This is a genomic window from Streptomyces sp. NPDC006602, assembly GCF_042870385.1.
GTDB lineage: Bacteria > Actinomycetota > Actinomycetes > Streptomycetales > Streptomycetaceae > Streptomyces.
The window spans coordinates 33,387-56,989 of sequence record NZ_JBIAHG010000016.1 but is presented as its reverse complement, the minus strand read 5'-3'; the positions used below and the strand labels follow the sequence as shown (position 1 = coordinate 56,989).

The following is a 23,603-nucleotide window of genomic DNA, read 5'->3' as shown; positions in this document are numbered from 1 at the left end:
CGATCCGTCCCCGAGCGGCCGTGCGGCCAGGTGGTCACCCGGCCGCACGGGAGTCGTCTGAGTTGTCGTCAGTTGTCATGAGCCGTCGTCAGTCGGTGGCCGCCGAGGGGTCCGGCTCGGCGATCTCGGTGGCCTCGTCCGGCAGGACCGCCGCAGCACCGGCGCCGGCGCCGGCCAGCACGGGTTCCGGGGCTGGGGCAGGTGCGTGCTCCGGTTCCGGCTCCGGCGTTGCGGGCACCGAGCCGCCGCCGTGCAGCCGCTCGAGTGCCAGTTCTTCGGCGTCCGGCTCGCGGGGTGCCGGCCGGGTCAGAGCGAAGGCTCCGCACAGGACGGCGGCGAAGAGGTAACCGAGGCTGACACTCCCACTGGCGTTCCAGTCGATCTGCGGGGCGTGGATGAGCCCGATGAAGGAGAGCGCCGCTCCGGCCAGGGCCACCGCTGCCGCCGGGACGAACCGCTTGTCGATGACGAACGCGACGAGCGCGCCCAGGATCAGGCCCGCCAGGATCGCGCCCTGGCCGAGGACCATCAGCCCGTGGTAGACGACACCCGACGACTCCAGACCGGCCTCCCCGACCTTGGACGCGCTGGTGCCGGCGGCCGCGAGGGCGTTGTCGACCTGGCCGACGGCCCAGGAGGCCAGGTTCGGCACGAGTGCGGCGACCACGGCCGCGGCGTGTGCCTTGGGTGAGAGCTGGAAGGCCTGGGCACCGATGAGCAGGCCGATATAGAGCAGGATGGGCACGATCGCGGCGACCGGGAGGATCGCGCCCAACAGGCTGAACATGCCCAGGAAGCACATCAGGGCGATGACCGCGCCGGTGGCCAGCGAGTAGCCGGTGCGCCCGCCGGCCTTCTTCCACCCGGGGTGACCGACGTACACGGCGGGCGGGAAGGGAGAGCCCAGCGCGGAGCCGATGACGGCGCCCGCGCCGTCGGCCAGCAGTACCGAACGCAGGTTGTAGTTGTCACCGGCGGCAGCGGCGCTCTCGACGTTGCTCATGCCCTCGGTGAAGTTGTAGACACCCAGCGGGATGGCGGTGGCGAGCAACGGTGCGACGTCCGAGAGACCGGAGAACAGCGTGCCGAGGTGGAGGCCCGGAAGAGCGAAAGTGATGTCGTCGGCCGCCGCCGAGACCGCGGAGCCGTCCATCGCTCCGCCCGCCCAGCCGATCGCGGTGCCCACCAGCAGCGCGGCGAGTCCGATGGGGATGTTGCCGGGCAGCTTCAGATCGGTCATGAGGCCGATCAGGAGCAGCAGGAAAACCGGCAGGGCGATCCACAGGTTGTCCCACATCTGGCCGGCGGGCCGCATGGAGATGAAGGAGACGGAGATACCGGCGAGGGTGCCGAGCAGGGCGGCTCTGGGTGCGTACCGGCGTATGTACGGGCCGATGAAGGCCCCGATGAGGACGATGACACCGATGATGAAGGCCCAGGCGACACCGGCCTTCCAGGCCAGCAGCGGATCCTTGGTCTTGAGGTAGATCGGCAGCATGATGACGAACACGACGATGAACATGTGCGGCACGCTCGGCCCGTAGGGCATCGCGGTGACGTCCTGCCGCCCCTCCCGCCGCGCGAGTCTGCGGCCGAGGTATGCGTAGTAGATGTTGCCCGCGATCAGGGCGATGCCCAGTGCCGGCAGGATGGTGTGGAAGACGTCGTCGCCGGGGATCTTGAGGACTCCCAGGCACAACCCGGTCAAAGTCAGCACGTTGACCAGGACGTTGACGGCCAGTCCGAAGAACGCGTTGGTGTCGCCCCGTACCCACAGCGGGAGGGGCATGGGTCTGTTCTCGGTGGGGGCGTTGCGGCGGAGCGAAAGCATGGCGGGATCACCCTTCGTCGGGTGGAGCGGTGGATTCTGGCGCGGGGTATGCCGGTCCGGTAACGGAGTTCGGCGGACACCGAGGCACCGCTGAGGTGGCGGGGCGGTCGGGTCGCCGGGTCGCCGGGTCGGCCGAGGGGACGGGGGTGGGGCGCGTGTGCGGCCGGGGCGTTGGTCCGAGGCCCTGTCAGAGCGGCTGCGGCGCCGGTTCGAGGGCGGTTTCCGGAGCGTCGTGGCCTGCGGGCGATGCGGTGGCCAGTGCCGCCAGGAACGCGGCGGATGGCGCGGTCCAGCCGAAGATGCCGCCCTGCGCGGCCACCATCTCCAGGCCCGCCTGCTGGAACTGAGGGAAGTAGGAGCCGACGCAGTCCGACAGCACCAGGCACTCGTATCCGCGGTCGTTGGCTTCGCGGACTGTCGTATGCACACACACTTCGGTGGTGACGCCGGTGATCACGAGACGGCGGATGCCGCGGGAAGTGAGCAGATCGCCGAACCCGGTGGCGTAGAAGGCGCCTTTGCCGGGCTTGTCGATCACCGGCTCACCCGCCACCGGGTAGAGCTCCTCGATGATGTCGTGGCCCTCCTCGCCCCGGACCAGTATCCGGCCCTTGGGGCCCGGGTCGCCGATGCGCATGCTGGGGTTTCCTCGCAGCAGCTTGCTGGGGGGACAGTCGGACAGGTCCGGCAGGTGTCCCTCGCGGGTGTGCATGACCGCCATGCCCGCGGCGCGGCAGGCGTCGAGTACGGTCCGCAATGGAGCGATGGTTCTCCGCAGTTGTTCCACGTCGTTGCCCAGGCTCTCGCCGAATCCGCCGGGTTCGAGGAAGTCCCGCTGCATGTCGATGAGAACGAGTGCCGTCTCGGCGGGGTCGAAGGAGAACGGGTACGGGGCGGCCTCGACACTGAGCGGTTCTGCGACTGCCATGGCGGTTCCTGCTTTCGTCGAGGGGAATTCCGGGTCGACGCGGTCGGCTCGGGCGGATCCGGACCTCGCGTCCGGATGTGCAGGAGTGTTGGAGCGGTGCGGGGCCCGCCCGGTGGGTCAGCTCAGGGGGGTGGTCTCAGTCGTGGCGGCGATCAGGTCGTCTGCGGTGGAGACGCATCCGAAGACGCCGCCCTGCATGGTCACCATGTGCAGCGCGGCTTCATGGTTCGAAGGGTCCGTCGCGCCGGTGCAGTCGGACAGGATCAGACATTCGTAGCCGCGGTCGTTGGCCTCACGCATGGTGGTGTGGACGCAGACGTCCGTGGTGATGCCGGTGAGGACCAGATGGGTGATGCCCCGGGTGCGCAGTACGAGGTCGAGGTTGGTGGCGTAGAACGCCCCCTTGCCGGGCTTGTCCACGATCACCTCACCGGGAAACGGGGCCACTTCGGGCACGATCTCCCAGCCGGGTTCTCCCCGGACCAGAATGCGGCCGCACGGTCCGGGGGCGCCGATCTCGGCGCCGATCTGCGCGGACCGCCAGCGCTTGTTGGCCGGCAGGTCCGCCAGGTCTGGTGCGTGGCCCTCACGGGTGTGGACGACGAGCATGCCCGTGCTGCGGGCGTGCGCGAGCAGCCTCTGCGTCGCCGGGATCCCGGCCCGGGTCAGCGAGATGTCGTATCCCATCGTGTCCACGTAACCGCCGGGTCCGCAGAAATCCGTCTGCCAGTCGATGCAGAGCACGGCGACACGCTTGGCGGGCACGGAGGTGTCGTAGGGCCATGCGTAGGGCTTCGCGGTGACCGGGCCAACGATTACTGTCTGGTTTTGCGGACTTGTGTGCGTTATGTCAGCCATTGACCCCCCAAGCCGGTGAAGCGGTGTATGGGAAAGTAGCGCCCATATTTCTGGTATTCCGTACATGGTGATTATGTGGAAATTAGTTTCGGCCAGACGTTCGCCGGGTTACGGAGAAAACACGCGGCGGATACGGGCCCCATCCCGCGTTGCGCGGGGTGGGGCCCGCTGTGTTGTGTAGTCCGTCTGCCGTCTGCGATCTGTGTTCCTTCGCGCCGTACCCCGCGTGGTAGGCCGCCGGCCTGGTGGTGCAGCATCGGCTCAGCTGTTTCCCGACCGTGAGGGGTCATCATGCGCTCAACCCACGGTGCCGCTTCGTGCGCGGTGCTCGCCTGCCTGCTGCTGGCGGGCTGCTCGCCGACCGCGCTCGGCGGCTCGGTGGTGTCCGGGACCCGGAGTCCGGCGGCGGGTTCCTCAGGGGCGGCGGCCTCGGGCTCAACCACCGGATCGGACATCGCGGTCGGAGCCGGCCCGCGGAAGAGGTACATGGTGCAGCAACAGCCGGCCTCGGGCTCCTGCCACTACCGCTACGAGCACGGGGAGCCGCTGGAGGATCCGAAGTGCACACCCGGCGCCATATCGCCGGCGGTCACGCAGTCCAACGTCGCGTCGACGATCTGCCGCAAGGGCGGCTACACCTCCGGCATCCGCCCGTCCACGTCGGTCACCGGCAAGGAGAAGGAACTCAACGCCGCCTCCTACGGCTACACCGGCCGCATGGGGGACGCCGAGTACGACCACTTGATCAGCCTGCAACTCGGCGGCGACCCCAACGACTACCGCAACTTGTGGGTGGAGCCCGCCGATCCCGGCCACCGGTCAGGGGCTGGGGTCAACAACAAGAAGGACCCGGTGGAGACGAAGCTGCACACCGCGGTCTGCAAGGGCACCGTCACCCTCGCCGCCGCACAGAAGGCCATCGTCACCGACTGGACCACGGCCCTGAGCGTCCTCCACCTCGCCTGAAAGGGACAGCTGGGGACTGCCGCTCACTCCACAGAACGAGCCGCTGTACGAACCCTCGACCTACCCGGGAAGGTCCCCGCCCGCGGACCAGGAAAAGACCTTCATCACCCGGTACCTCGTACTGACGCTGAAGAAGCAGGGCCTGTCCACCGGGATCCTTGACTGCGACCACAACCGGGACGTCATCAGCTACCCGGAATCCCTCTGAACTGTCTCGCCTCATGGCGCGGCACCGTCCCCGAGGAACTGGCCAAGACCTCCGTGCTCTCTCAGCCGGAGTGAAGGATCCGAAAGCGATCGGGTTCCGCCGGATCTCGATCAACGACTTGGACTGACGTCCAAGCCCATTGCCACACGCTGATGCCTGGCACGCGGGAGAACCGGATCTGCCCGCGGGTGCCTTCGACGGCAACGCGCGGCCAGCATGATGCAGTGCGCGCCCGGTCCGCGCCGTGGGAACGCAGCACATCGGCGAGGACGAGGACAGTGTCGTACCCCTCGAAGGCCACGAAGGAGGGCGCTTCGGCCAGCCGCTCGCGGAGGGCCGTCTCGACTCGTGCGCCGAGTGGGCTGAGGCGCTCGGGCAGGTAGCGCAAGAAGGGGATCGCGGCGCTGTCGTCCCCCAGCAGCGTCGCCCATTCGGCGAACTCCGGCTGCCCGGCCGGAGCACCGATCATGATCTCGGCGAGGCGCTGGTCGCGGCGGACGGACTTGACGATCGACACTGCCGGCTCCGGGTGGCCGACCAGAAGAAGGAGAGCTGTCGCGCGATGGTCGACGAGCTCGTCGCACACGGCCGTGGGGGCGAGCGCGCGCATGTCGAGTTCGATGACGGTGCCGCCACGTGGGGCGAGGTAGTCCCGCAGGATGCGGGCCCCGGATGCCCAGTAGACACTCGGCTCGGCTGCTACGGCGATGCGACTGTGGCCCGCGCTGAGGAGAAAGTCCGCGTAGATCCGCCAGCCGTGGGACTGCGCCGGGGCGAGGCGCGCGACCCATTCCGTTGGCTGTTCGGTGAGCGCGTCGAGAACCGCTGACGAGCAGAGGAACGGCAGGCCTAGGGCGTCGGCCCTGGCGGCGGCGGCGCGAGCGACGACGCTGTGGTACTCGCCCGCCACGGCGGCCACGCCCAGGCGGGCCAGTTCGTCCACGGCCGCCGCGGCCCTCTGTGGATCAGCCGCGGTGTCTCGGACCACCAGCTCGAGTGGTCTTCCGACGATCCCGCCGGCGTCATTGACTTCGCGAACGGCCAGCTTGAGTCCGGCGAGCAGGTGTTGGCCCGCCTCGACCCAGCCAGGCCGAGTCAGCGGAACGAGAGCGCCGATCTGGACGGATGATCCGTCAGTCCGCTCCGTACCAGGTGTCGATGCCGGCGTATTCATGTGTTGGCGTCTCCCGTGTCACGATCGGTCGCAGCTTGCCCGGATCGCCGAGTGAACGTCCGGTCAGCCGACAGAGGACGTTACGCGAGCAGGGCGTTCGAGCCGCGGCCAGGAGGTCACCGCGGCCGGCATTGCCACATAGAAGGGCATGACCACCCAAGTACCTCCTGCGTTCCGCCGACCCGAAGCCGTCCGCCGAGGACTTCGCCTGCGGCTACCGCCAACTCCTGGAAGGGGAACGGGGCCAGACGTCCCGTGGACCTGGTTCTGTCAGGTCCGCCGGGCTGGCGGCCGGGTCAGCGGGACCACGCGGCGGTCCCCGAAGGTGACCATCGCGTGCACGGGCGTGGCGCTGGCGCGCATGAGCGCCGCGACGCCCCGGCGGCCCTGTCGGCGGGCGAGCTCCGACCCCGCGCTGATCATCAGGGCGGTGAGGGCCGGCATCGGACGCCCGAAGAGCGTGATCTCCTTGATGCGTGCCTCGTCGTCGAGCCGCAGCAGTTGCGCCTCCTCGAACGGCTGGGATCCCACCCGCGCCCGGTAGAAAAGCGCGTACGCGCCGCCCTCGCCGGTCTGAGTGTGGAAGCGGATGTCCTCGACCGCCGTGAACGCCGAGGTCAGGAAGGAGCGCAGCTGGTCAGGTCCCTCGAAGCGGAACTGCTCGGTGAGCGGCGAGCTGAGCACGACGTCCCGGCTCAGGCACGCGACCGCGGCGTCGACGTCACCGCGTTCTTAGGCTGCGCGCCAGCTCGCGACAGTAGCGGCGGCGGAGTGCAGGGTCTCGGACATGGGTCTCTCCCGGTATCAACGGCGCGATGGGGTGCGTGGGGCGGCGAGTGGCGGGGGTCAGCCGGCCAGCTTGTTCATCGTGCGGATCTGCCTGTCCAGGACCCAGGCGGGAACGAAGCGGAGGAGGCGCGCGCGTCCGGCCATGGGGCCGGCGGCGTAGCGCAGTTTCGGCTTCGCGTCGGTCGCTGCCGCGACGACCGCCTTGGCGACGACGGCGGGGTCGTCACCGTCCTTGATCGCCTGCGTCATCAGGCGGTCGAAGACGTGCCGCTGGTCCGCGTAGACCTGCAGGGGCGTGTCGGGCTTCGCGCTGTTGGCCTCGAATCCGGTCCTGGTGTAGGCGGGTTCGACGAGGAGCGACCGGACGCCGTACTCCCGGACCTCGTGGTCCAGGGACTCGGTGTAGCCCTCGATCGCGTGTTTGGACGCGCCGTAGACGGCCATGTAGGGAGCGGGGATGAACCCCTGCACGGACGAGAGGTTGATGATGCGCCCGCGTCCCTGGGCACGCATGTGCGGCAGGACCTCCTTCACCATGCGCATGGCCCCGAAGACGTTGATGTCGAAGACACCCTGGGCCTGCGCGACGGAGGTCTCCTCGGCCGCACCTATCGAGCCGACGCCGGCGTTGTTGACCAGGACGTCGATCCGCCCGAACCGTTCGATCACCTGCTGGACCGCGGCGGTGACCGACTTGTCCCTGACCACGTCGAGGTCGAGGAACGTCACACCGCCCAGCGGGGCGACGCGCGAGGTGTCGCGGCCTGTGCCGGCGACCTCGAAACCCGCTGCGACCAGTGCGAGCGCCGTTTCCTTGCCGATGCCGGAGGACGCGCCCGTCACCAGGGCCACCGGCCGATTTGTCGTCATCATGCACTCCCGAAGTCGCCTGGGAAACCGATCGGTTTACCCTCGCCTCCCTGTAAACCGATCGGTTTCTGCGCGCAAGCTCGAGCAGGGAACTGATCCCGGGCCGCGTCACCGGCCGGCTTCAGGTTGAGCCGACCGGCGCCCGCAGGCATGGCGGCACGGGCCTGGTGAGCAGGCAGGAGAGGCGCGAGAGCGCCATCCCCGCAGTGCTGTCGCCGAGTTCGCACTCAAGGGCTACTACGGCACCTCTGCCGAGACGATTGCCAAGCGTGTCGGCGTCACGCAGCCGTACCTCTTCCGACTCTTTCCGGGCAAGAAGGCGATCGTCGTCGCTGCCTTGACCGGATCGAGGGACCATTCGGCGCGACCCACCACGAGAAGCGGTATTGTCCAGGCACTTCACGGCCAACCCGTTGGTGCAGTCCGCGCAACATTGCCCAGAGAGTCAAGCCCGGCCGTGTGCCTCGTGTGAGCGTCGTGACAGGGAGTCGATGACCACCGCGGCGAAGAGCACTCCGCCCGTGATGATGAACTGGACGGCGGTGGGGGTGTCCGTGATCGACATGCCTGAGGCGATCGACTGGATGACCAGGATGCCGAGCACCGCGTTCCACGGCGAACCGCGTCCCCCGAACAGACTGGCGCCGCCGATGACGGCTGCGGCGATGGCGTTGAGCAGCAGGATGCCGGAGCCGGAGTTCTGGCTCACGGAGGTGATCCGCGAGGCCAGGAACAGGCCGCCGATCGCCGCCATGGTGCCCGAGACCGCGAGGACCGCGGTTCGTACCCGAGTCACGCTGAGGCTGGCGCGGCGGGCCGCCTCGACGCCGCCGCCCAGTGCGTAGACCTGACGCCCGTAGTGCGTACGGCGGAGAACGACGTCGAGACCGGCCACGAGTGCGAGGAAGAGCAGGAGAGCGAGCGGCAGGCCCTGGAACCGGTTGAGCACATACGCGGCCGCGAACGCGATCACCGCCAGTGCTCCCGTGCGTGCCACGATTCCGGCGAGCGAGCGGTGCGGCATGCCGACGGCCATGCGCCGCCGTCTGTCCTGGTCGGACACGAGGAAGACCACCCCCGCTGCGCCCGCAGCCACGCCGTAGGCGGCGCCGTCATTGGTGAAGTAGTAGCTGGTCAGCTTGGCCACGAGCCCGTTCTCGTCGAGGTTGATGGTGCCCCTGGTCCCGAGGATCAAGAGCATGAAGCCGTTCCACGTGAGCAGCCCCGCGAGCGTGACGACGAACGCCGGTACCCGGGTCCTGGCGAAGGAGAAGCCCTGAACGGTTCCCGTCGCGGTGCCCGCGAGCACCGCGATGATGAGGGCGAGCCATTCCGGCACGCCGTTGTTCACATTCAGGACGGCGAAGACGGCCGCCGCGAGGCCGCTGATCGAGCCGACCGACAGGTCGAGTTCACCGAGCAGCAGCACGAAGACGATTCCGACCGCGATCAGTCCCGTGCCCACGATGTCCACACTGAGATTGGACAGGTTCCGGGGCGAGAGGAAGTTCTCGTTGAGGGCCTGGAAGATGATCCAGACCGTGGCGAGGACGAGGACGACAGGGAGCGAGCCCAGTTCGCCGGCGCTCAGCTTGCGCCGGAAGACGGCACCCCAGCCCTGCACCGCACGGGTGACGGCCTGCCCGCGGTGCGGCTGAGGGGGCTTGGCGGTGGGCGCGGCGGGTTCGGGCTGCGTGTTGTCCGCCATGTTGCGCATCCCTTTCACCATCCCGCCTCCCGGTGGGCCATCCGGCGAGGCACGTTCTCCGTGGCGCCGGTGACGGAGGAGATGATCTGTTCCTGAGAAGCGGTGTTCACGTTGAAGAAGCCGTTGTTGCGACCGAGCCGCAGGACGGCGGCCCGGTCTGCGAGAGCTTTGACGTCCCCCATGTTGTGGCTGATGAGCAGTACTCCCAGACCGCGGTCACGGAACTGGTCGACGAGGTCCAGGACCTCGGTCGTCTGGTCGAAGCCGAGCGCTGCGGTCGGTTCGTCCAGGAGGAGGAGCCGCGGGTCACCGAGGAGCGAGCGGGCGATGGCGACCGTCTGCCGCTGACCGCTGGACAGTGAGACGACGGGGGCACGCAGATCGGGGATGCCCCTGGTCAGGCCCTCCAACAGGTGTCTGGTGCGGCGCTCCATCTCCACCTCGTCGAGGAAGCCGAACCGGCGGATCTCCCGCCCGAGGTAGACATTGCCCACGACGTCGAGGTTTCCGCACAGTGCGAGGTCCTGGTAGACCGTGGCGATGCCGAGGTCCCGGGCGTCGTGGGGGCGCTTGATGTGAACCGTCCGGCCCTCCCACTCGATGACGCCCCTGTCCGCGGGCGTCACTCCGGAGATCGCTTTGACCAGGGTGGATTTGCCGGCCCCGTTGTCGCCCAGAAGGGCCACGACCTCCCCGGCGCGAATCTCCAGCTCGATGTCCCTGAGGACCTCGACGACGCCGAAGCGCTTGCACAGGCCGTGCAGCGCCAGCAAGGGGGGATTCGGCACGGAGAACATCTCCTTCCCGGCCGGACCTCGTGAAGCGGCCTGTCAGGTCAGCCCGGCCTCACGGCAGGCGGCACCAAGTCGGGGCGTACAGATCTGCTGGATCGTGTACATGCCGTCTTTGACCAAGGTGTCCTTGATGTTGTGGACCGTCACGGACACGGGGACGAGCATGACGGCCGGAACCTCTTCGCCAGTGCTGGCCCTCACCTTGTCCGTGGCAACCCGGGTGAGGGTTTCATCTCGGGCCGCGGCCACGGCCAGCGCGGCTCCGGCGGACGCCTCGGGGCCGAAGGGCTTGTAGACGGTCATGTACTGATCACCACCCACAATGCGCCGTACTGCTGCGAGTTCGGCGTCCTGCCCGGTGACAGGGGGCAGCGGATCGACCTTGTTGGCCTTGAGGGCGGCGATGCTGCCGGCGGCTAGGCCGTCGTTGGCTGCGTAGACCCCGTTGATGCTGCCGACGCCGAGGGCCGAGATGGCGCCGGACATGTTCATGTTCGCAGTCTCCGTCCTCCACTGGAGTGTGTCGTACTCCTTGCCGATCCTCACCTTCCCCTCGAGCACGGACAGTGCGCCCGTCTTGAACAACGCCGCGTTGGGGTCGCTGGGATCGCCGTTCATCATGACGATCTGGTTGCCGCGCGCCGTGTCACCCATGGCCTTCAGCAGCGCCCTGCCCTGGAGCTTGCCGACTTCTTCACCGTCGAAGGATGCGTAGCCCGCGATCGGGCCCTCGGCGAGGCGGTCGTAGGCGATGACCGGGATATCGGCCTGGTCGGCCTTCCTGACCGCGGCGCCGAGTGACCTGGCGTCAACGGCGACGAGCACGATGGCATCGACACCCTTGGTGATCATCGAGTCCATCTGTTCTTGTTGGATGGCCACATCACCCTTGGCGTTGGCGTGCTCGACCCTGCAGTCGGCGCACAGCTCGTCGATCTTCTTTTCGAGCAGGGGTCTGTCCTGCGTCTCCCAACGGGCCGTGGTGGCGTCCGGCAGGAGCAGACCGATCCTCGGTGCGTTGCGCTTGTCGGCGTCGCTCTCGGTGCTGGGTCCGCAGGCGGCGAGGGTAACGGCGGTGGAGACGGCGGTCATGGCGAGGGCCGCGTCCCGTGTGCAGGCCTTCATGCGGGGGACCTCCTTGGTCGGCTCCCGTTACCGGTCTTCGACGGGCGTGAGGTCCAGCGGCGGCGCTCCGCCGACGTTCGCCAGGTGGCGGGCGACCGGTGCATGCAGGACCGGCGGTGGTCCGCGCGCGTGGGACGCGGCGTGCGGGGGCCACACGAGGTCGGAGCCGTATCGGCAGGGCGTGGCGCGGTACGACGGCAATCGCTTGGTTGAGTCGGGTCGCCATATCGGCAGAGGGACTCACGCGAACAGCCATGCGCGGCTGGGACCATGGCCGGCGCGACGCGGCCCATAGCGGCGGCGTGCCGGGGGCTCCGCCCGACTGTCCCGGCATCGGCAGTCGGCGGGCCGCCGCGATGCCGAAGCCGAACGTCGGGAGGGAACGCACCGCGTGGAAGTAGCAAGACGACCACGTCGTCAGTGTGGCACCGGGGGCGGCGATCTGCGAATGCACCGGCGATCCGCGGCCAGAGACCACAGAAGTGGATCTGTCTGTTTCGTTGGCATATGAGACTCTGGTAGGTGGGTGCTTGGCTCTCCCAGCGCGTCGGCACCTGTGCCATGGGCGGGAGGTACGTTGCGGACATGCCTCATGACGGCCGGGCCCGGGCCGGAGTCACCGAGCTGCGGGCAGCCGAGGCCGGCACGGCAGGAACTGGTTCTCCGCAGCCTGCGATGCCGGAGGCCGCCGTGAGCGATCGGGCCCTGACGTTCGCCGGAGTGGAGCTGGCAGCGGTCTATGTGCCGGATGCCGAGAACGAAGCGCTTCGTTTGGTGGACACGGCCGGGCCCACTTCCCCGTACGGGGTGCCGACGGGGGTGCCGAGACGTCTGTCTCTGTCCGGTGGCTCGCCCGCCGTGCACGCCTTCCACACCGACCGGCCGGTGTGGCTCACTCCGGCCGTACTCACCTCCTACTTCGAGAACGCGCCGACGCCGCCGCGAGCGGAGATGGCGCTCGGCGCGCTGCCACTCGCGTCGGGGGGCAGACGACTGGGCTGCCTGGTCGTGATGGGTGGGTCCGTGGACGGCTTCGCGGCCGAGCAACGGCTCTTCCTCGAGCGCTACGCCCACGCGATCGCCGACATGTTGCAGGCCGGGACCGGCCGCCCCGATCCTTCCGAGGTCCTGTATCCCGCGCTGCGGAGTCTGCGCGTGGGCTCTTTCGTCCTGGTGCCGGACACCGGCCTGATCGAGGCGGACGAGACGCTGCTCGAACTGGTCGGCATCACGCCGGACGACTTCGACGGCAAGGCTGACACCCTGCTCGCGCACGCCTTCCCGGAGGACATGCACGCGCTGATGTCGGTCTTGGAGCCGAGGGGCCAGGCATACGGCCGGCGGGAGCTGGAGTTCCGTGTCCGGCGCCCTACCGGTGAAATGCGCTGGCTGAGTCTGAGCTGCCGGGTGGCGGCGGGCACCGACGCTCGGCCGGAGCAGGTGCTGGGCGTGGTGACGGCGACCTCGGTCCTGAGCCGGAGCGCAGATGACGTGTCCAGGATCCAGTGGCTGACCGCCGCGCTCGATGGCGCCGCGACGGTCCGTGACGTCGGCCGCGTGGCCGTCACCGCGCTGCGTGTGCCGCTGGGTGCCGACCGCGTGGCGCTCGCCGAGCTGGAGGAAGACCGGCTGATGGTCAGCGTGCTGGATCCGCCGCAGCCCGCCGCCTGGCCGGAGATGTGGCGTTCGCAGTGGCGCTCGGAATGGCCTGACGCGCCGGTCAGTGCTCTTCCCACCCTGCAGATGGCCCTGCAGGACGGACGTATGGACCTGTGGCCCGCCGGTTCGGCCCTCGAATCGGGACTGGCAGGCATCGGCAGCGGCGGTCTGGCCGTGCTGCCGCTTCCCGCCAAGGGGCGGGTCGCCGGTGTGTGCCTGGTCGGCTGGGACCAGCCGCACGAGTTCGTCCCCGAGGAACGAACCCTGCTGACCGCCACCGCCGCGCTGATCGGACAAGCCCTCAAGCGTGCGCACGCGCACGACGCGGAGCAGGAACTCGCGACGATGCTCCAGCGCAGCCTGCTGCCCCGCCGCCTTCCGGAACTGCCCGGGTGCACGGCCGTCGCACGTTATCTGCCCGCCATGAGAGGGCTGCAGGTGGGCGGTGACTGGTACGACGTCATCGCCCTCTCCGAGGAGCGGGTCGCGCTGGTCATCGGTGACGTGCAGGGACACAGCGCCGGAGCCGCGACGATCATGGGCCAGATGCGTACCGCGGTCAGGGCGTACGCGGTGGAGGGCCATCCACCCGACGTGGTCGTGTCCCACGCCAACCGCCTCCTCGTCGGTATGGAGACCGATCTGTTCGCCACCTGTTGTTATGTCGAACTGGACCTGGAGGAGGGCAACACCCTGTTCGTCCGGGCCGGCCACCTCTCACCGCTCGTGCGCCATCCTGACGGACGTACCGAGGAGGTGCAGGTCGAAGGCGGGCTTCCGCTCGGCATCCTCGCGGAGGCGGAATTCCCCATGACCGCCGTCGCATTGGAGCCCGGCACGGTGCTCGCCCTGGTCACCGACGGCCTGGTCGAGGCCTCCGACCTGCCCTTGGACGAGGGTATGCGCCGCACGCGCACCGCACTCGCCGCGGCCGATCCGGCGGACCCGGGGCGCATGGCCGACGAACTGCTCGGCGACGTCGGCCGCCGTGAGGACGACGTGGCGCTGTTGCTGCTGCGCTACGACGGCCTGAAGACGCGGCCGATCCGGGCCGACTGGGTGGTGTGGCGGCTGCCCGACGCCGTCATGCACGCCCGCCGTTTCACCGCGCGCACTCTGCGCCGCTGGAAAACCGAGGAAGCAGCCGACGCGCTGCTCCTGGTCGTGTCCGAGCTGGTCACCAACGCGCTGGTGCACACCCAGGGCCCGGTCCGCGTGGATCTGACGCTGCGCGGTGACCGGGTGCGCGTCAGTGTGAGCGACTCCTCGCCGCGGGCGCCCGCCAAGCCGGTGATCGTGGACTGGGAGTCGACCGGCGGCCGGGGCCTGCTTCTGGTCGAGGCGATGTCGGAGTCCTTCGGCTCGATGCCCGTAGCGGGCGGTAAGCAGGTGTGGAGCGAGGTCGCTGTGCCGCGCCGCAAGTCCGCACCCAGGGACTCGGAGCCCCGGGCAGAACGAGAGGGCCTGCCGTGAAGAGACGTATCCGGTATGTCGCCGCGGCGCTTGTCGCCGGCCTCATGACGATGCCCCTGGCCGCCTGCGGAGGAGAGGACGAGGCGGGCGCGGACAGCTTCGCTGTCGGCCTGCTGCTGCCCAGCCGAGCGCTCCCGCGCTGGGAGCACTCCGACAAGCCATTCATCGAGCAGCAGCTGAAGAAGCTCTGTCCCCGCTGCACGATGCAGTACGCCAACGCCGAGAACGACGCGGCGATGCAGCTGCAACAGATGACCTCCATGATCACCAGGGGGGTCGGAGTCCTGATCCTCGACGCCGCCGACACCAGGGCGATGCGCTCCTCGATCCGGGCGGCGCAGCAGGAGGGTATCCCCGTCGTCGCCTACGACCGGCTCGCCGAAGGGCCGATCTCCGGCTACATCAGCTTCGACGGTGCTCAGGTCGGCAAACTCCAGGGCGAGGCGCTCCTGAAGGCCATGGGCGAAAAAGCAGAGGATGAGGACATCGTCATGATGAACGGCGATCCCACCAGCCCCAACGCGGCGTCGTACCGCAAGGGCGCCCTGTCCGTCCTCAAGGGCAAGGCGAAGATCGCCAGGTCGTACGACACCCTGGGCTGGACCACGGCGAACGCCCACGTCAACATGTCTGCCGCCCTGTCGGCTCTGGGCCCGGACCGAATCGGCGGGGTCCTGGCCGCCAACGACGCCATCGCGGCAGGCGTCATCTCCGCCCTCAAAGGCGCCGGTGTGCGAGAGCTTCCTCCGGTCACCGGCCAGGACGCCGAACTCGCGGCTGTGCAGCGCATCATCAGGGGCGAGCAGTACATGACGGTGTACAAACCATTCAGAGCGGAAGCCGCCGCAGCCGCCGCCATGGCTGTAGCCCTGGGCCGCGGCGAGGACGCCCGCGACGTCGCCAGGACGGCAACCGACAGTCCCACCACCCAGGACATTCCGTCCGTCCTGCTCAATCCGACCGCGGTGACGGCCGGCAACATCAAGCGGACCCTCGTCAAGAACGGCGTGTACACCGTCGACCAGATCTGCACCCGGGAGCTCCGGCCCGCCTGCGATGAGGCCGGACTTACTGGATAAGGGGTGCCGGTCCGGTTTCTGCTGTGCGGCTGAGGTGTCCAGGAAGGGGGGGAATCCCTGCGGTAACGGGGCAGAGCGCGGTGATCGGCCTGGTGCAGGCGGCCATCGCGGTCGGCGGGCTGCTCGGCGCGGTGGTCGCACCCCGGCTGCAAGGCCGCATGCGCCTGGCGACCCTGGCCACCACGATCACCCTGGCCGGGGCTCTGCTGTTCGGCGCTGAGGCCTTGCTTGTCCCGTCGCCGCTGGTGGCGGCGCCGGTCGCCCTGGCGCTGTTGCTCGTGCCGGCCGCGAACGGCGCGCTGGTTGCGGTGGTGCTTCGCAGCGCGCCGGAGGAAATGCGCGGCCGAGTCATCAGCACCGTGGTGATGGCGGCCACCGCGCTGGCGGCGCTGGCGCCACTGATCGCCGGCCTGATCACTCAGCACATGTCCGGCGCCTGGGCGGTAGGCGCCTTCGCCGCCACGACCGCCGTCGCGGCCGTGCTGTGCCTGGTCCTGCCAGGCTTTCGGCACGCGGAGTCCCCGGCGTCAGTACCGGGCTGAGCGGCTGAACGAACAGGCCGCCCGGGGTGGCACGCGCCGTATCCAAGGCCGGCGCAGCGACATTCACCGGCCCACTCCCCATCCGGCTGAGATCGTCAAGGCGGCTGTCCGTCCGTGGTCCGGACGTCGTTCAGGCAGTGGTGTCTGGGGGTGTTGCGGGTTTCGTGTGGAGAATCTCGCGGGCTTGTTCCGCGGCCCGGGTGGTGCTCTCGCTGACGAAGTCGAGGAAGCGGGCGACGTTCTCGAGGCGGGTGGCGGCCGGGGTGTGGGGGCCGAGGACGCCGACGCCCTGGCGTGCGATCTCGACGACCTGGGCGAGGGAGCGGGCGCTGGCCATCATCGACTGGTACCAGACGTCGTCGTCGACGATGTAGCGCTCGCGGCGGCGCTCGTCGCGTTCCCGGCGCACGAGGCCCTGGCTGTCGAGGAACGCGATCGCTTTGGAGATGGACGCCGGGCTGACCTTCAGGCGCTGGACGAGTTCGGACGCGGTGAGGCTGCCGGTGTCGGTGAGGGTCAGGCAGGCCATCACCCGGGCCGTCATCGTGGACATGCCCGAAGCCATGAGGACGGTGGTGAAAACCTCCTCGTACTCGCGCACGGCCTCGGCGTCGCGCCCGTGGGCCTGCTGGGGCGCCTCCGTCCCCCGCGGCGCGGTCTGCCTGCGTCGGTGGGCGCGGTGTTCGGTGGCGCGGTGGGCCAGGTCGGCGCGGTAGGCGGTGGGGCCGCCGTTGCGCATCACCTCACGCGTGATCGTCGAGGTCGGCCGGTCAAGGCGTCTGGCGATCTCCGCGTAGGCGAGGCCGTCGGCCAGCCCCAGCGCGATCTGCTGGCGTTCGGTCTGGGTGAGCCTGCCGCCCGGCATCGCGGTCTCCTTCATGGTCCGTGGTGCCTCGAGTGTAGCGTTCACCGTTAACCCATTGCAACGACGAGAGTGACTGTTGTTGCATTAGCCTCCAAACCATTGCAACGATATATCGGCTCTGAGCTGCATAGATGACTATTCTCTGCAATGAGTTCGTTGCCAGTTCTATGAATGCAACGTAGCTTTTCCCTCATCGGAAACGGCGGGGCCGACGGGGCCACGCGCCGCAGAAGAAGGAGAACCCGATGCAGAAGTTCGACACCCCCACGCCCATCTCCGCCGTCCTCGACATCCCTGCAGGACGCATCCGGTTCATCGCCGCCGACCGGGCCGACACCACCGTCGAGGTCCTGCCCGCGGACGCCTCGAAGAGCCGCGACGTGAAGGCGGCGGAGCAGATCACGGTCGCATACGGAGACGGCATCCTGCGGATCGAGACCCCGGTGGCGAAGAACCGGATCCTCGGCCCCTCCGGATCCCTCGAGGTGACCGTCCGACTGCCCGCCGGCTCCCACATCGAGGCGAAGGCGGCCGGCGCCGAGTTCCGGGGCGTCGGACGCCTCGGCGACGTCACCTTCGAGGGCGCGCAGGGCACGGTCAAGCTCGACGAGACCGCGAGCGCCCGCCTCGCCCTCCTCGCCGGCGACGTCTCGGTCGGCCGTCTGGGCGGCCGCGCCAGGATCAGCACCCAAAAGGGCGACATCCGCATCACCGAGGCCGTGCGCGGCACGGTCGAACTGCGTACCGAGTCCGGCGAGATCTCGGTCGGTGCCGCCCGCGGCGTCTCCGCATCCCTGGACGCCGGCACCACCTACGGCCGCATCCACAACGCGCTGGTGAACACCGCCGGCGCCGACGCCCAGCTCGACATCCACGCCACCACCGCCTACGGCGACATCACCGCCCGCAGCCTCTGAAAGGAGCCCCCACCATGAAGTCGCCGCTCGCACACAAGCCCGAGACGGCGACTTCGGCCGCCCCTGGCCCCGTCGCCGCCTTCATGCGGTTTGTGATCTTAGGAGGTGGCGTCGGGGCCCTGGCCAGCATCGCGGTACCGCTGCTGGCCATGACCATGCCCTGGGTGGTCGCGAACGCGGTCATCACCGCCGCTTCCACCCTGCTGTGCACCGAACTCCACGCCCGCTTCACCTTCGCCAAAGGACGCAGCGCCCGATGGCGAGAGCACTGGCAGTCCGCGGGCTCGGCAACCGCCGCCTACCTGGCCACCAGCGTCGCCGTGTACGGCTTGCATGTGGTGCAGCCCTTGTCCGGCATGCTGACCGAACAGATCGTCTACCTCAGCGCCTCCAGCCTCGCCGGCGCAGCCCGCTTCACCATCCTGCGCCTCTACGTCTTCGCCGGCCGCCGCGGCCAGACCACACAACCGCTGATGCAGCAGGAGGCGGTGGCCCTACCCGACCCGGCGCGAGTGCGGCAGTCGCCGTGCAAGAGCTGGCCGAACGAGTCGCAGCCGCAGCTCGCCGCCTGATGCTGATGTCAAGCCGTGAGCGCGGCGAACGTGTCCGGCCCGGCCTCGGAGAGGCTGACGTGTCGGACCTTGCCGTCGGTGACAGAGGCGAGGCTCTGGCAGGTGGCGGCAGCGCCGGGGCGGTAATGCGATGCCTTGGAACGTCGGCTCACTGAATTGGCCCGGCGGTATCGGAGTAATTGAATCCGGCTGTGACTCGAATGGCAGTTGCCCCAGATGAGGGCTCCGATCGGCAATCGTGGCGTCCGTGGTCCATGCCCGACTCGCACCTCACGAACGGCCACTCGATATCTGAGTCGTAGACCGTGCTCTTGATGCGGGTGATAGAGTCCTGGTTTATGGATGATCGCATATATGATGCGCCGTTGGATAGCGGGTGGCTTCTTGGTCATTTCAAGGACGTCGATGATCCTCGTCACACCCCTGCGGTAGAGGTGAAGTGGGGGATTCATCCACGCGGCGACGAACGGCTGCAGTGGGTGAGGGGTGAAGAGCGAACGGCTCTCCTGGTCCTCATTAGTGGCCGGTTTCGCGTGGATTTCCCGGGGCGCAGCGTTCTCCTGGAACAGCAAGGAGATTACGTTGTCTGGGGTCGTGGAGTCGACCACTCGTGGTTCGCGGAAGATGAATCTGTGTTGTTGACGGTTCGTTGGCCATCCGTATCCGGTTATGCGGTGACACGGGATTAGTTCGCATGGGTGAACGGGTGAGTAGAATTGAGTATTTCACCGTGCTTCCTTCGGGAATTACCCGTCCTGCGGTCCGGTCCTCGTCGCTTCGGGCGAAGGGGCGCCAGCCGGCCGTGGTGGTCGGCTGGAGCTGTCCCTGCGTGACGGACGGGGGTCGTCACATGGAGGTCGCCTCTCCGGGTTGCCGAAGTAGGCGTCGCGGCCGTGTTTGCGGGTGAAGTGGCGGTTCAGGAGGTGTGGGGGGTGGTGGGGCTGTCGGGGACAGGTGGCAGGGGACCCGGTCGGGGCCCGACTCGATCGCCGGGCCCCGACCGCACGTCGTGTCAGGTCCTTGGAGGAAGGTGACCTACTGGACGAGCTCCCAGTCCTGCGAGCCGTCCGTGAGCGCGTTCTGCAAGGTCAGCTGCGTTCCGGCGGACGCACCGGTCAAGTACAGGCTGGTGTTCTTGACGGACTGCAGCTTGTAGAACCCGTCGCTGGTCTTGACGAGGTTCCAGGTGCCCGTGGCGCTGTTGTCCACCCACTGGCCGATCTTCTGGCCGGCCGTCGCGTTCCCCGTCCAGATGGCCGCCGCGCGGCCGCCCGACTTGTTCAGCAGTGTCACGCCACCGTTCGGCTCGGTGGTCAGGTGCCAGAATTGAGTGTCCGCGTTCGCCGCCGAGCCGGGGGCCTCCAGCACGACATCGGGAACGTCGCCGTTGCCGATGTTCGCGTCGTTGGTCTTGTTCCCGGTGCCGATCACCTGGTCGGTCTTGCGGTTCACCAACTGGTAGTAGGGGCCGTTGGAGTGGCCGAGATCGACCTCGGCGAACCTGAGCGTCGAGGTGCCCTGGTTGTTGAGGATCGAGATGCGGCCGGTGCCATCGACGTACTGCAGGTTGCGGCTGTATCCGGCCTGCGAGGTCGTCTGGTACTCCTTCCACGTGCCGTTGCTGCGTCCGCTCTCGTTGACCCAGACGTTGCCGCTGCCGGCGGCGTTGTAGACCAGGCGCCCGCCGGGAAGCCTGATGAGGACCGGGCTGCCGCCTGCCGCGAGGGCATGGGAACCGGTGTCGACCGGCAGTGTGTCGACCCCTGTGCCGGTGGCAGAGCCGGTGTAGAAATTCAGCGGATTGTCGGAGATCCGGTATCTGGTGTTGGCTCCGCCGGCCCAGTACTCGTAGGTGAGCAGCCACTTGCCGTCCGTCGTGCGGACGACGTTCGCCATCCCCGGACGGCCGCCGCCGATCTCCGACTTGCCGCCACCCATGTCCTGGGTCAGCCCGGCGATGTCGACGACCGGGGCGCTCCACGCCGCGCTGCGGCCGTCCCAGGTCTTGTGGGCGAGGATCTGGCCGTGCGAATCCGCGGCGGTGTTGTTGGCGGGGTCGAGGGTCGGGACACCGGTGGTCGCGTTGAAGCCGGTGTAGTCGTTCTCGTCGGAGTAGTAGCAGACGAGTTGGCCCTTGTAGACCATCAGGTACGGCTCCCAGAGGGGATCCACCTGGTTGTTGGTGTTGGCGGCCGCGATGTTCTGGCCGACCGCGCCGGCGCTGCCGCCCTGCCAGCCACCCGTTGCGACGACGTTGACGATTTTCCACGTCGCCCCTTCGTCGGTGCTGGAGTACAGGGCGATCGCCAGGTCCTTGCGGTCCCCGTCGTTGGTCGGGGTCCAGTTCGGGTCGGCGGCCTTGTGCTCCTTGTAGTAGTAGTCATCCCCCGACACGACGCTGGCAAGGAGCAGCGTGCCCTGCTTCAGGTTCCCCACGTCCTGCGGAAGCGAGTAGAGATACGGGTTGGTCCAGTTGCTCGTGTACTTCGCGTACTGAGGGTCGCTGGAGATGTAGGCCGGAGCCTTGACCTCGGACAGCGGCTGCCACGATGTGCCGTCGTCGTCGCTCTTGTAGACGGGGAGCGTCTGCTGGTCGGCGCTACCCGTCGCCGTCACGACCGTGGACTTCTCGAACGACGCGACCAGACGTCCGCTCGGCAGCTGCGCAGACTTCGGGTAGACCGCGCAGTTGCCCCGGCCCTTCAGACACGGTTCGCTGCCGAGCTGGTACAGGGTCCCGCCCGTCGGCGCGTACGCCTGCGCACCGGACGCGGGTATGGCCAGCAACACAGACGTTGCGGCGACGGTTCCCAGCGTTTTCCCTAGCCTGCTTCTCTGCATGATTCCTCCTTCAGGGGATGACACGTTTTTCGGTCACCGGCGCGGTGACCGCGTGGGGTCCGCGCGGCAACCCGCTCACGTAGCCGGGCGGGCGGGGATCTGAGTGCCGACAAAGGGGTTCAGGTGCTCAGCAGACGCGGAGCACGGTCCGGCCCGGTCAGGAGGGAACGCCTGCTTCGGGGACCGGGGTGGTGTCGGCCCAGACGAGGACGCGTACGTCCCATGGGCCCAGGTCCAGGGTGGTGCCGGCCGGTACGGGCTCGTCGTTCAGGGCGTCGGACAGGTCCACCGGGGCCTGGACGCGGGCGGGCTCCCAGCTCCAGTTGTGGACGATGTGCACCCGGCGGCCGTCGGGGGAGGTGCCGGTCGTCGCGGTCACGGATGCGGGCAGACTCTGCCATCCGCTGCGCGTGACCGGAGCCAGCCAGGCGGCCAGTGTCCGGGCGAGGTCCCGGCCGGGCACGGTACCGACGCAGGTGACGCGGCCCTCACCGTGGCGGCGGGTGGTGACGGCCGGCCAGCGGCCGAGGTGCGGGTGCTCGTAGGTGGCGAGGACGTCGGCGTCCGTGACCGTGAGGCCCTCGGCCCAGTGCGTTGCCGTGGCGCCCGCCGGCACCCGGAGCGGGCCGCCGGGCACGGCGCGGACCGGGATGTCGCGTGGGAGGTTGCTGAACTCGTCGTAGGTGACGCCCGCAGCCTCGGCGAGACGCCCGGGGGCCGGTTCGAGCCTCGCGCGGGCCTCGTGGTCGGCGTAGGCGGTACGCGGGCCGAGGACGAGGTGGCCGCCAGCCCGGGCGTAGGCCTCGAGCCAGTCGAGTGTCGTGTCGGCGGCGATGTACAACGCCGGCGCGACGAGGACGGGGTGGCGGCGGACGGCTTCCTCGGGTGTCATGCCCTCCCGTTCGCCCCGCGGGTCGTGCAGCTGGCGGGCGTGGATGATGCGGACCTGGCGGCCGGCGTCGAAGGCGCCGCGGTAGAAGGGGTCGAAGATGCGGTGGTAGGCGGCGGGGTCCGGTTCTCCGTCGGGTGTCGCGAGCGGCGGGTACTTCTGCATGAGCCACTTGCTCGGCGTCGAGTAGACCATCGTGATGTCGGCGTCCGGCTCGATTCCGGCGACGAGCGGGCCCGCCTTGTCGAACTCGGCTCCCAGACGCGCCACTTCGGCGTAGGTGCGGCCGGGTCGGCCGCTGTGCGGGAGGACGCCGCCCCAGTAGGTCTCCGCGCCGAAGCGCAGGGTCTGCCACTGCCAGTACTCGATCATCCGGGCGCCGCGTGCGACGTGCGCCCAGGCGGTCTGGCGCCACTGGCCGTCGTAGCCGGGGCGGTTGTCCCAGGGAAAGCCGATGGAGCTCGCGTTGGTCTCGGTGACCAGGAAGGGTTCCTGGCGGGAGGAGAACATCCAGTCGGCGGTCTGGTACATCGACCAGACTCCGGTGGTCTTCCACTTCTGTTCATGGGCATCGGGTGTCGGGTCGGGCAGCAGCAGGCCGTCCTGCATGTCGTAGTAGGGGTTGCCGGAGGCGATGTCGAGGCGGTCGGTCATCTCGTCGTCCTCCACCCCCTGGCGGGTGTAGGAGATGCAGGTGGTGACGAACTGGCCGGGCTGGGCGTACTCGCGGACGATGTCGGCCTGCCAGCCGATGAAGTCGGTGACCTGGCCGGCCTGGAACTCGCGCCAGGCGACGTCGTACTGGGGCTGGGCGTTGCCGTCCGGCGTCCACAGGTCGGCCCAGGTGGACAGCCGGTGCGACCAGTAGACCAGGCCCCATTCGCGGTTGAGGGTCTCGACATCGCCGTACTTGTCGCGCAGGTGGTCGACGAAGCGCTGGAAGACTCCGTGGTTGTGCAGGAGGTGCAGGCCCGGCTCGTTGTCCACCTGCCATCCGATGAGTGCGGGGTGCTCGGCGTAGCGGGCGGCCATCTTGCGGATGACCCGTTCGGCGTGGAAGCGGAACGCGGGGTGGGTGAAGTCGATTTCCTGGCGGGCGCCCCAGCCCAGACGCTGCCCGGTGGCGTGTTCGGCGGTGATCTCCGGGTACTGGCGGGCCAGCCACGGCGGGGCGGCGTAAGTGGGGGTCCCGAGGATGACGGAGATGCCGCGTTCGTGGGCGCCGTCCAGCACCGGCTGGAGCCAGTCGAGGTCGAAGCGGCCGTTCTCCGGTTCCCAGGTCGACCACACCGACTCGCCGACCCGGATGACGGTGAAGTTCGCTTCGGCCATCAGGTCCAGGTCGGTCTTGAGGCGTTCGTCGGGCCGCAGCTCGGGATCGTAGGCGGGCGTGTATTCGTGGTAGTAAGCAGCGCCGAAGAGGACGCGGGCAGGCAGAGCCGCCATGAATGGAAACCTCCGAGGAGATGGGGGTGGGACGAGGGCTGCGCCCTACGGCTGGATACGAGGACCCGT

Annotated in this window: 18 protein-coding genes and 2 pseudogenes; 8 read left to right on the top strand and 12 right to left on the bottom strand. The window is 68.8% G+C overall.

Annotated elements, in window-relative coordinates; translation table 11 throughout:
• Positions 1-88: 88 nt before the first annotated feature.
• The 3 genes from ACFYO2_RS31765 to ACFYO2_RS31755 all read right to left on the bottom strand — a co-directional run bounded on the left by ACFYO2_RS31765 (position 89) and on the right by ACFYO2_RS31755 (position 3,524).
• Entirely contained in the window at positions 89-1,831 is a 1,743-nt protein-coding gene (locus tag ACFYO2_RS31765; protein ID WP_388355847.1) for a regulator, read from the bottom strand.
• 187 nt (positions 1,832-2,018) lie between these two features.
• Positions 2,019-2,759, bottom strand: coding sequence for a cysteine hydrolase family protein (locus ACFYO2_RS31760; RefSeq protein ID WP_388355845.1), 741 nt, complete (start codon positions 2,757-2,759; stop codon positions 2,019-2,021).
• Positions 2,760-2,876: 117 nt separating this feature from the next.
• Positions 2,877-3,524: a cysteine hydrolase family protein gene (locus ACFYO2_RS31755; protein WP_388355843.1), complete on the bottom strand. Its 648-nt coding sequence runs from the start codon at positions 3,522-3,524 to the stop codon at positions 2,877-2,879.
• Between the two features lie 384 nt (positions 3,525-3,908).
• Between ACFYO2_RS31755 and ACFYO2_RS31750 the strand changes: the two genes are divergently transcribed.
• On the top strand, positions 3,909-4,583 hold the full coding sequence (locus ACFYO2_RS31750; RefSeq protein WP_388355841.1) for a hypothetical protein: 675 nt from the start codon (positions 3,909-3,911) through the stop codon (positions 4,581-4,583).
• A 269-nt stretch (positions 4,584-4,852) separates the two neighbouring features.
• Here ACFYO2_RS31750 and ACFYO2_RS31745 read toward each other — a convergent pair whose 3' ends face one another.
• The 3 genes and pseudogenes from ACFYO2_RS31745 to ACFYO2_RS31735 all read right to left on the bottom strand — a co-directional run bounded on the left by ACFYO2_RS31745 (position 4,853) and on the right by ACFYO2_RS31735 (position 7,624).
• The gene (locus tag ACFYO2_RS31745) at positions 4,853-5,965 is read right to left on the bottom strand and encodes an ABC transporter substrate-binding protein (RefSeq protein ID WP_388355840.1); all 1,113 of its coding nucleotides are present in this window, start codon (positions 5,963-5,965) and stop codon (positions 4,853-4,855) included.
• 270 nt (positions 5,966-6,235) lie between these two features.
• Positions 6,236-6,682: pseudogene (locus ACFYO2_RS31740) on the bottom strand (nuclear transport factor 2 family protein); the annotation flags it as partial.
• Positions 6,683-6,811: 129 nt separating this feature from the next.
• Entirely contained in the window at positions 6,812-7,624 is an 813-nt protein-coding gene (locus ACFYO2_RS31735; protein WP_388356039.1) for an oxidoreductase, read from the bottom strand.
• A gap of 167 nt (positions 7,625-7,791) precedes the next feature.
• On the opposite strand from ACFYO2_RS31735, the pseudogene ACFYO2_RS31730 reads away from it, so the two are divergent.
• A pseudogene (locus tag ACFYO2_RS31730) lies at positions 7,792-7,961 on the top strand (helix-turn-helix domain-containing protein); the annotation flags it as partial.
• A 108-nt stretch (positions 7,962-8,069) separates the two neighbouring features.
• On the opposite strand, the gene ACFYO2_RS31725 reads toward ACFYO2_RS31730, so the two are convergent.
• Genes ACFYO2_RS31725 through ACFYO2_RS31715 form a run of 3 tightly spaced genes read right to left on the bottom strand, consistent with a single transcriptional unit; the run spans position 8,070 to position 11,251 of the window.
• Positions 8,070-9,341 (bottom strand): sugar ABC transporter permease, encoded by a 1,272-nt coding sequence (locus ACFYO2_RS31725; RefSeq protein WP_388355838.1) that lies wholly within the window; start codon positions 9,339-9,341, stop codon positions 8,070-8,072.
• A 5-nt stretch (positions 9,342-9,346) separates the two neighbouring features.
• Positions 9,347-10,129 (bottom strand): ATP-binding cassette domain-containing protein, encoded by a 783-nt coding sequence (locus tag ACFYO2_RS31720; RefSeq protein WP_388355836.1) that lies wholly within the window; start codon positions 10,127-10,129, stop codon positions 9,347-9,349.
• Between the two features lie 33 nt (positions 10,130-10,162).
• Positions 10,163-11,251, bottom strand: a complete 1,089-nt coding sequence (locus ACFYO2_RS31715; protein WP_388355834.1) for a substrate-binding domain-containing protein — start codon at positions 11,249-11,251, stop codon at positions 10,163-10,165.
• 675 nt (positions 11,252-11,926) lie between these two features.
• Between ACFYO2_RS31715 and ACFYO2_RS31710 the strand changes: the two genes are divergently transcribed.
• The 3 genes from ACFYO2_RS31710 to ACFYO2_RS31700 all read left to right on the top strand — a co-directional run bounded on the left by ACFYO2_RS31710 (position 11,927) and on the right by ACFYO2_RS31700 (position 16,004).
• Complete coding sequence (locus ACFYO2_RS31710; RefSeq protein ID WP_388356037.1) at positions 11,927-14,383, top strand: SpoIIE family protein phosphatase; 2,457 nt, start codon at positions 11,927-11,929, stop codon at positions 14,381-14,383.
• 44 nt (positions 14,384-14,427) lie between these two features.
• Positions 14,428-15,462: a sugar ABC transporter substrate-binding protein gene (locus ACFYO2_RS31705; protein ID WP_388356035.1), complete on the top strand. Its 1,035-nt coding sequence runs from the start codon at positions 14,428-14,430 to the stop codon at positions 15,460-15,462.
• An 80-nt stretch (positions 15,463-15,542) separates the two neighbouring features.
• Positions 15,543-16,004: an MFS transporter gene (locus ACFYO2_RS31700; protein ID WP_388355832.1), complete on the top strand. Its 462-nt coding sequence runs from the start codon at positions 15,543-15,545 to the stop codon at positions 16,002-16,004.
• Between the two features lie 130 nt (positions 16,005-16,134).
• Here ACFYO2_RS31700 and ACFYO2_RS31695 read toward each other — a convergent pair whose 3' ends face one another.
• The gene (locus tag ACFYO2_RS31695; protein ID WP_388356033.1) at positions 16,135-16,869 is read right to left on the bottom strand and encodes a helix-turn-helix domain-containing protein; all 735 of its coding nucleotides are present in this window, start codon (positions 16,867-16,869) and stop codon (positions 16,135-16,137) included.
• Between the two features lie 245 nt (positions 16,870-17,114).
• Here ACFYO2_RS31695 and ACFYO2_RS31690 point away from each other — a divergent pair, with 245 nt between their 5' ends.
• From ACFYO2_RS31690 to ACFYO2_RS31680, 3 genes are all read left to right on the top strand, one after another.
• Positions 17,115-17,786 carry a DUF4097 family beta strand repeat-containing protein gene (locus ACFYO2_RS31690; RefSeq protein WP_388355831.1) on the top strand — a complete coding sequence of 224 codons (672 nt, stop codon included), beginning with the start codon at positions 17,115-17,117 and terminating at the stop codon, positions 17,784-17,786.
• 14 nt (positions 17,787-17,800) lie between these two features.
• A complete protein-coding gene (locus ACFYO2_RS31685) occupies positions 17,801-18,358 on the top strand; it encodes a GtrA family protein (RefSeq protein ID WP_388355830.1) in 558 nt (185 codons plus the stop codon).
• A gap of 338 nt (positions 18,359-18,696) precedes the next feature.
• The gene (locus ACFYO2_RS31680; RefSeq protein WP_388355828.1) at positions 18,697-19,047 is read left to right on the top strand and encodes a signal peptidase I; all 351 of its coding nucleotides are present in this window, start codon (positions 18,697-18,699) and stop codon (positions 19,045-19,047) included.
• A gap of 346 nt (positions 19,048-19,393) precedes the next feature.
• Here ACFYO2_RS31680 and ACFYO2_RS31675 read toward each other — a convergent pair whose 3' ends face one another.
• A complete protein-coding gene (locus ACFYO2_RS31675; RefSeq protein ID WP_388355826.1) occupies positions 19,394-21,199 on the bottom strand; it encodes an RICIN domain-containing protein in 1,806 nt (601 codons plus the stop codon).
• A 157-nt stretch (positions 21,200-21,356) separates the two neighbouring features.
• The gene (locus tag ACFYO2_RS31670) at positions 21,357-23,534 is read right to left on the bottom strand and encodes a beta-galactosidase (protein WP_388355825.1); all 2,178 of its coding nucleotides are present in this window, start codon (positions 23,532-23,534) and stop codon (positions 21,357-21,359) included.
• Between the last annotated feature and the right edge of the window lie 69 nt (positions 23,535-23,603).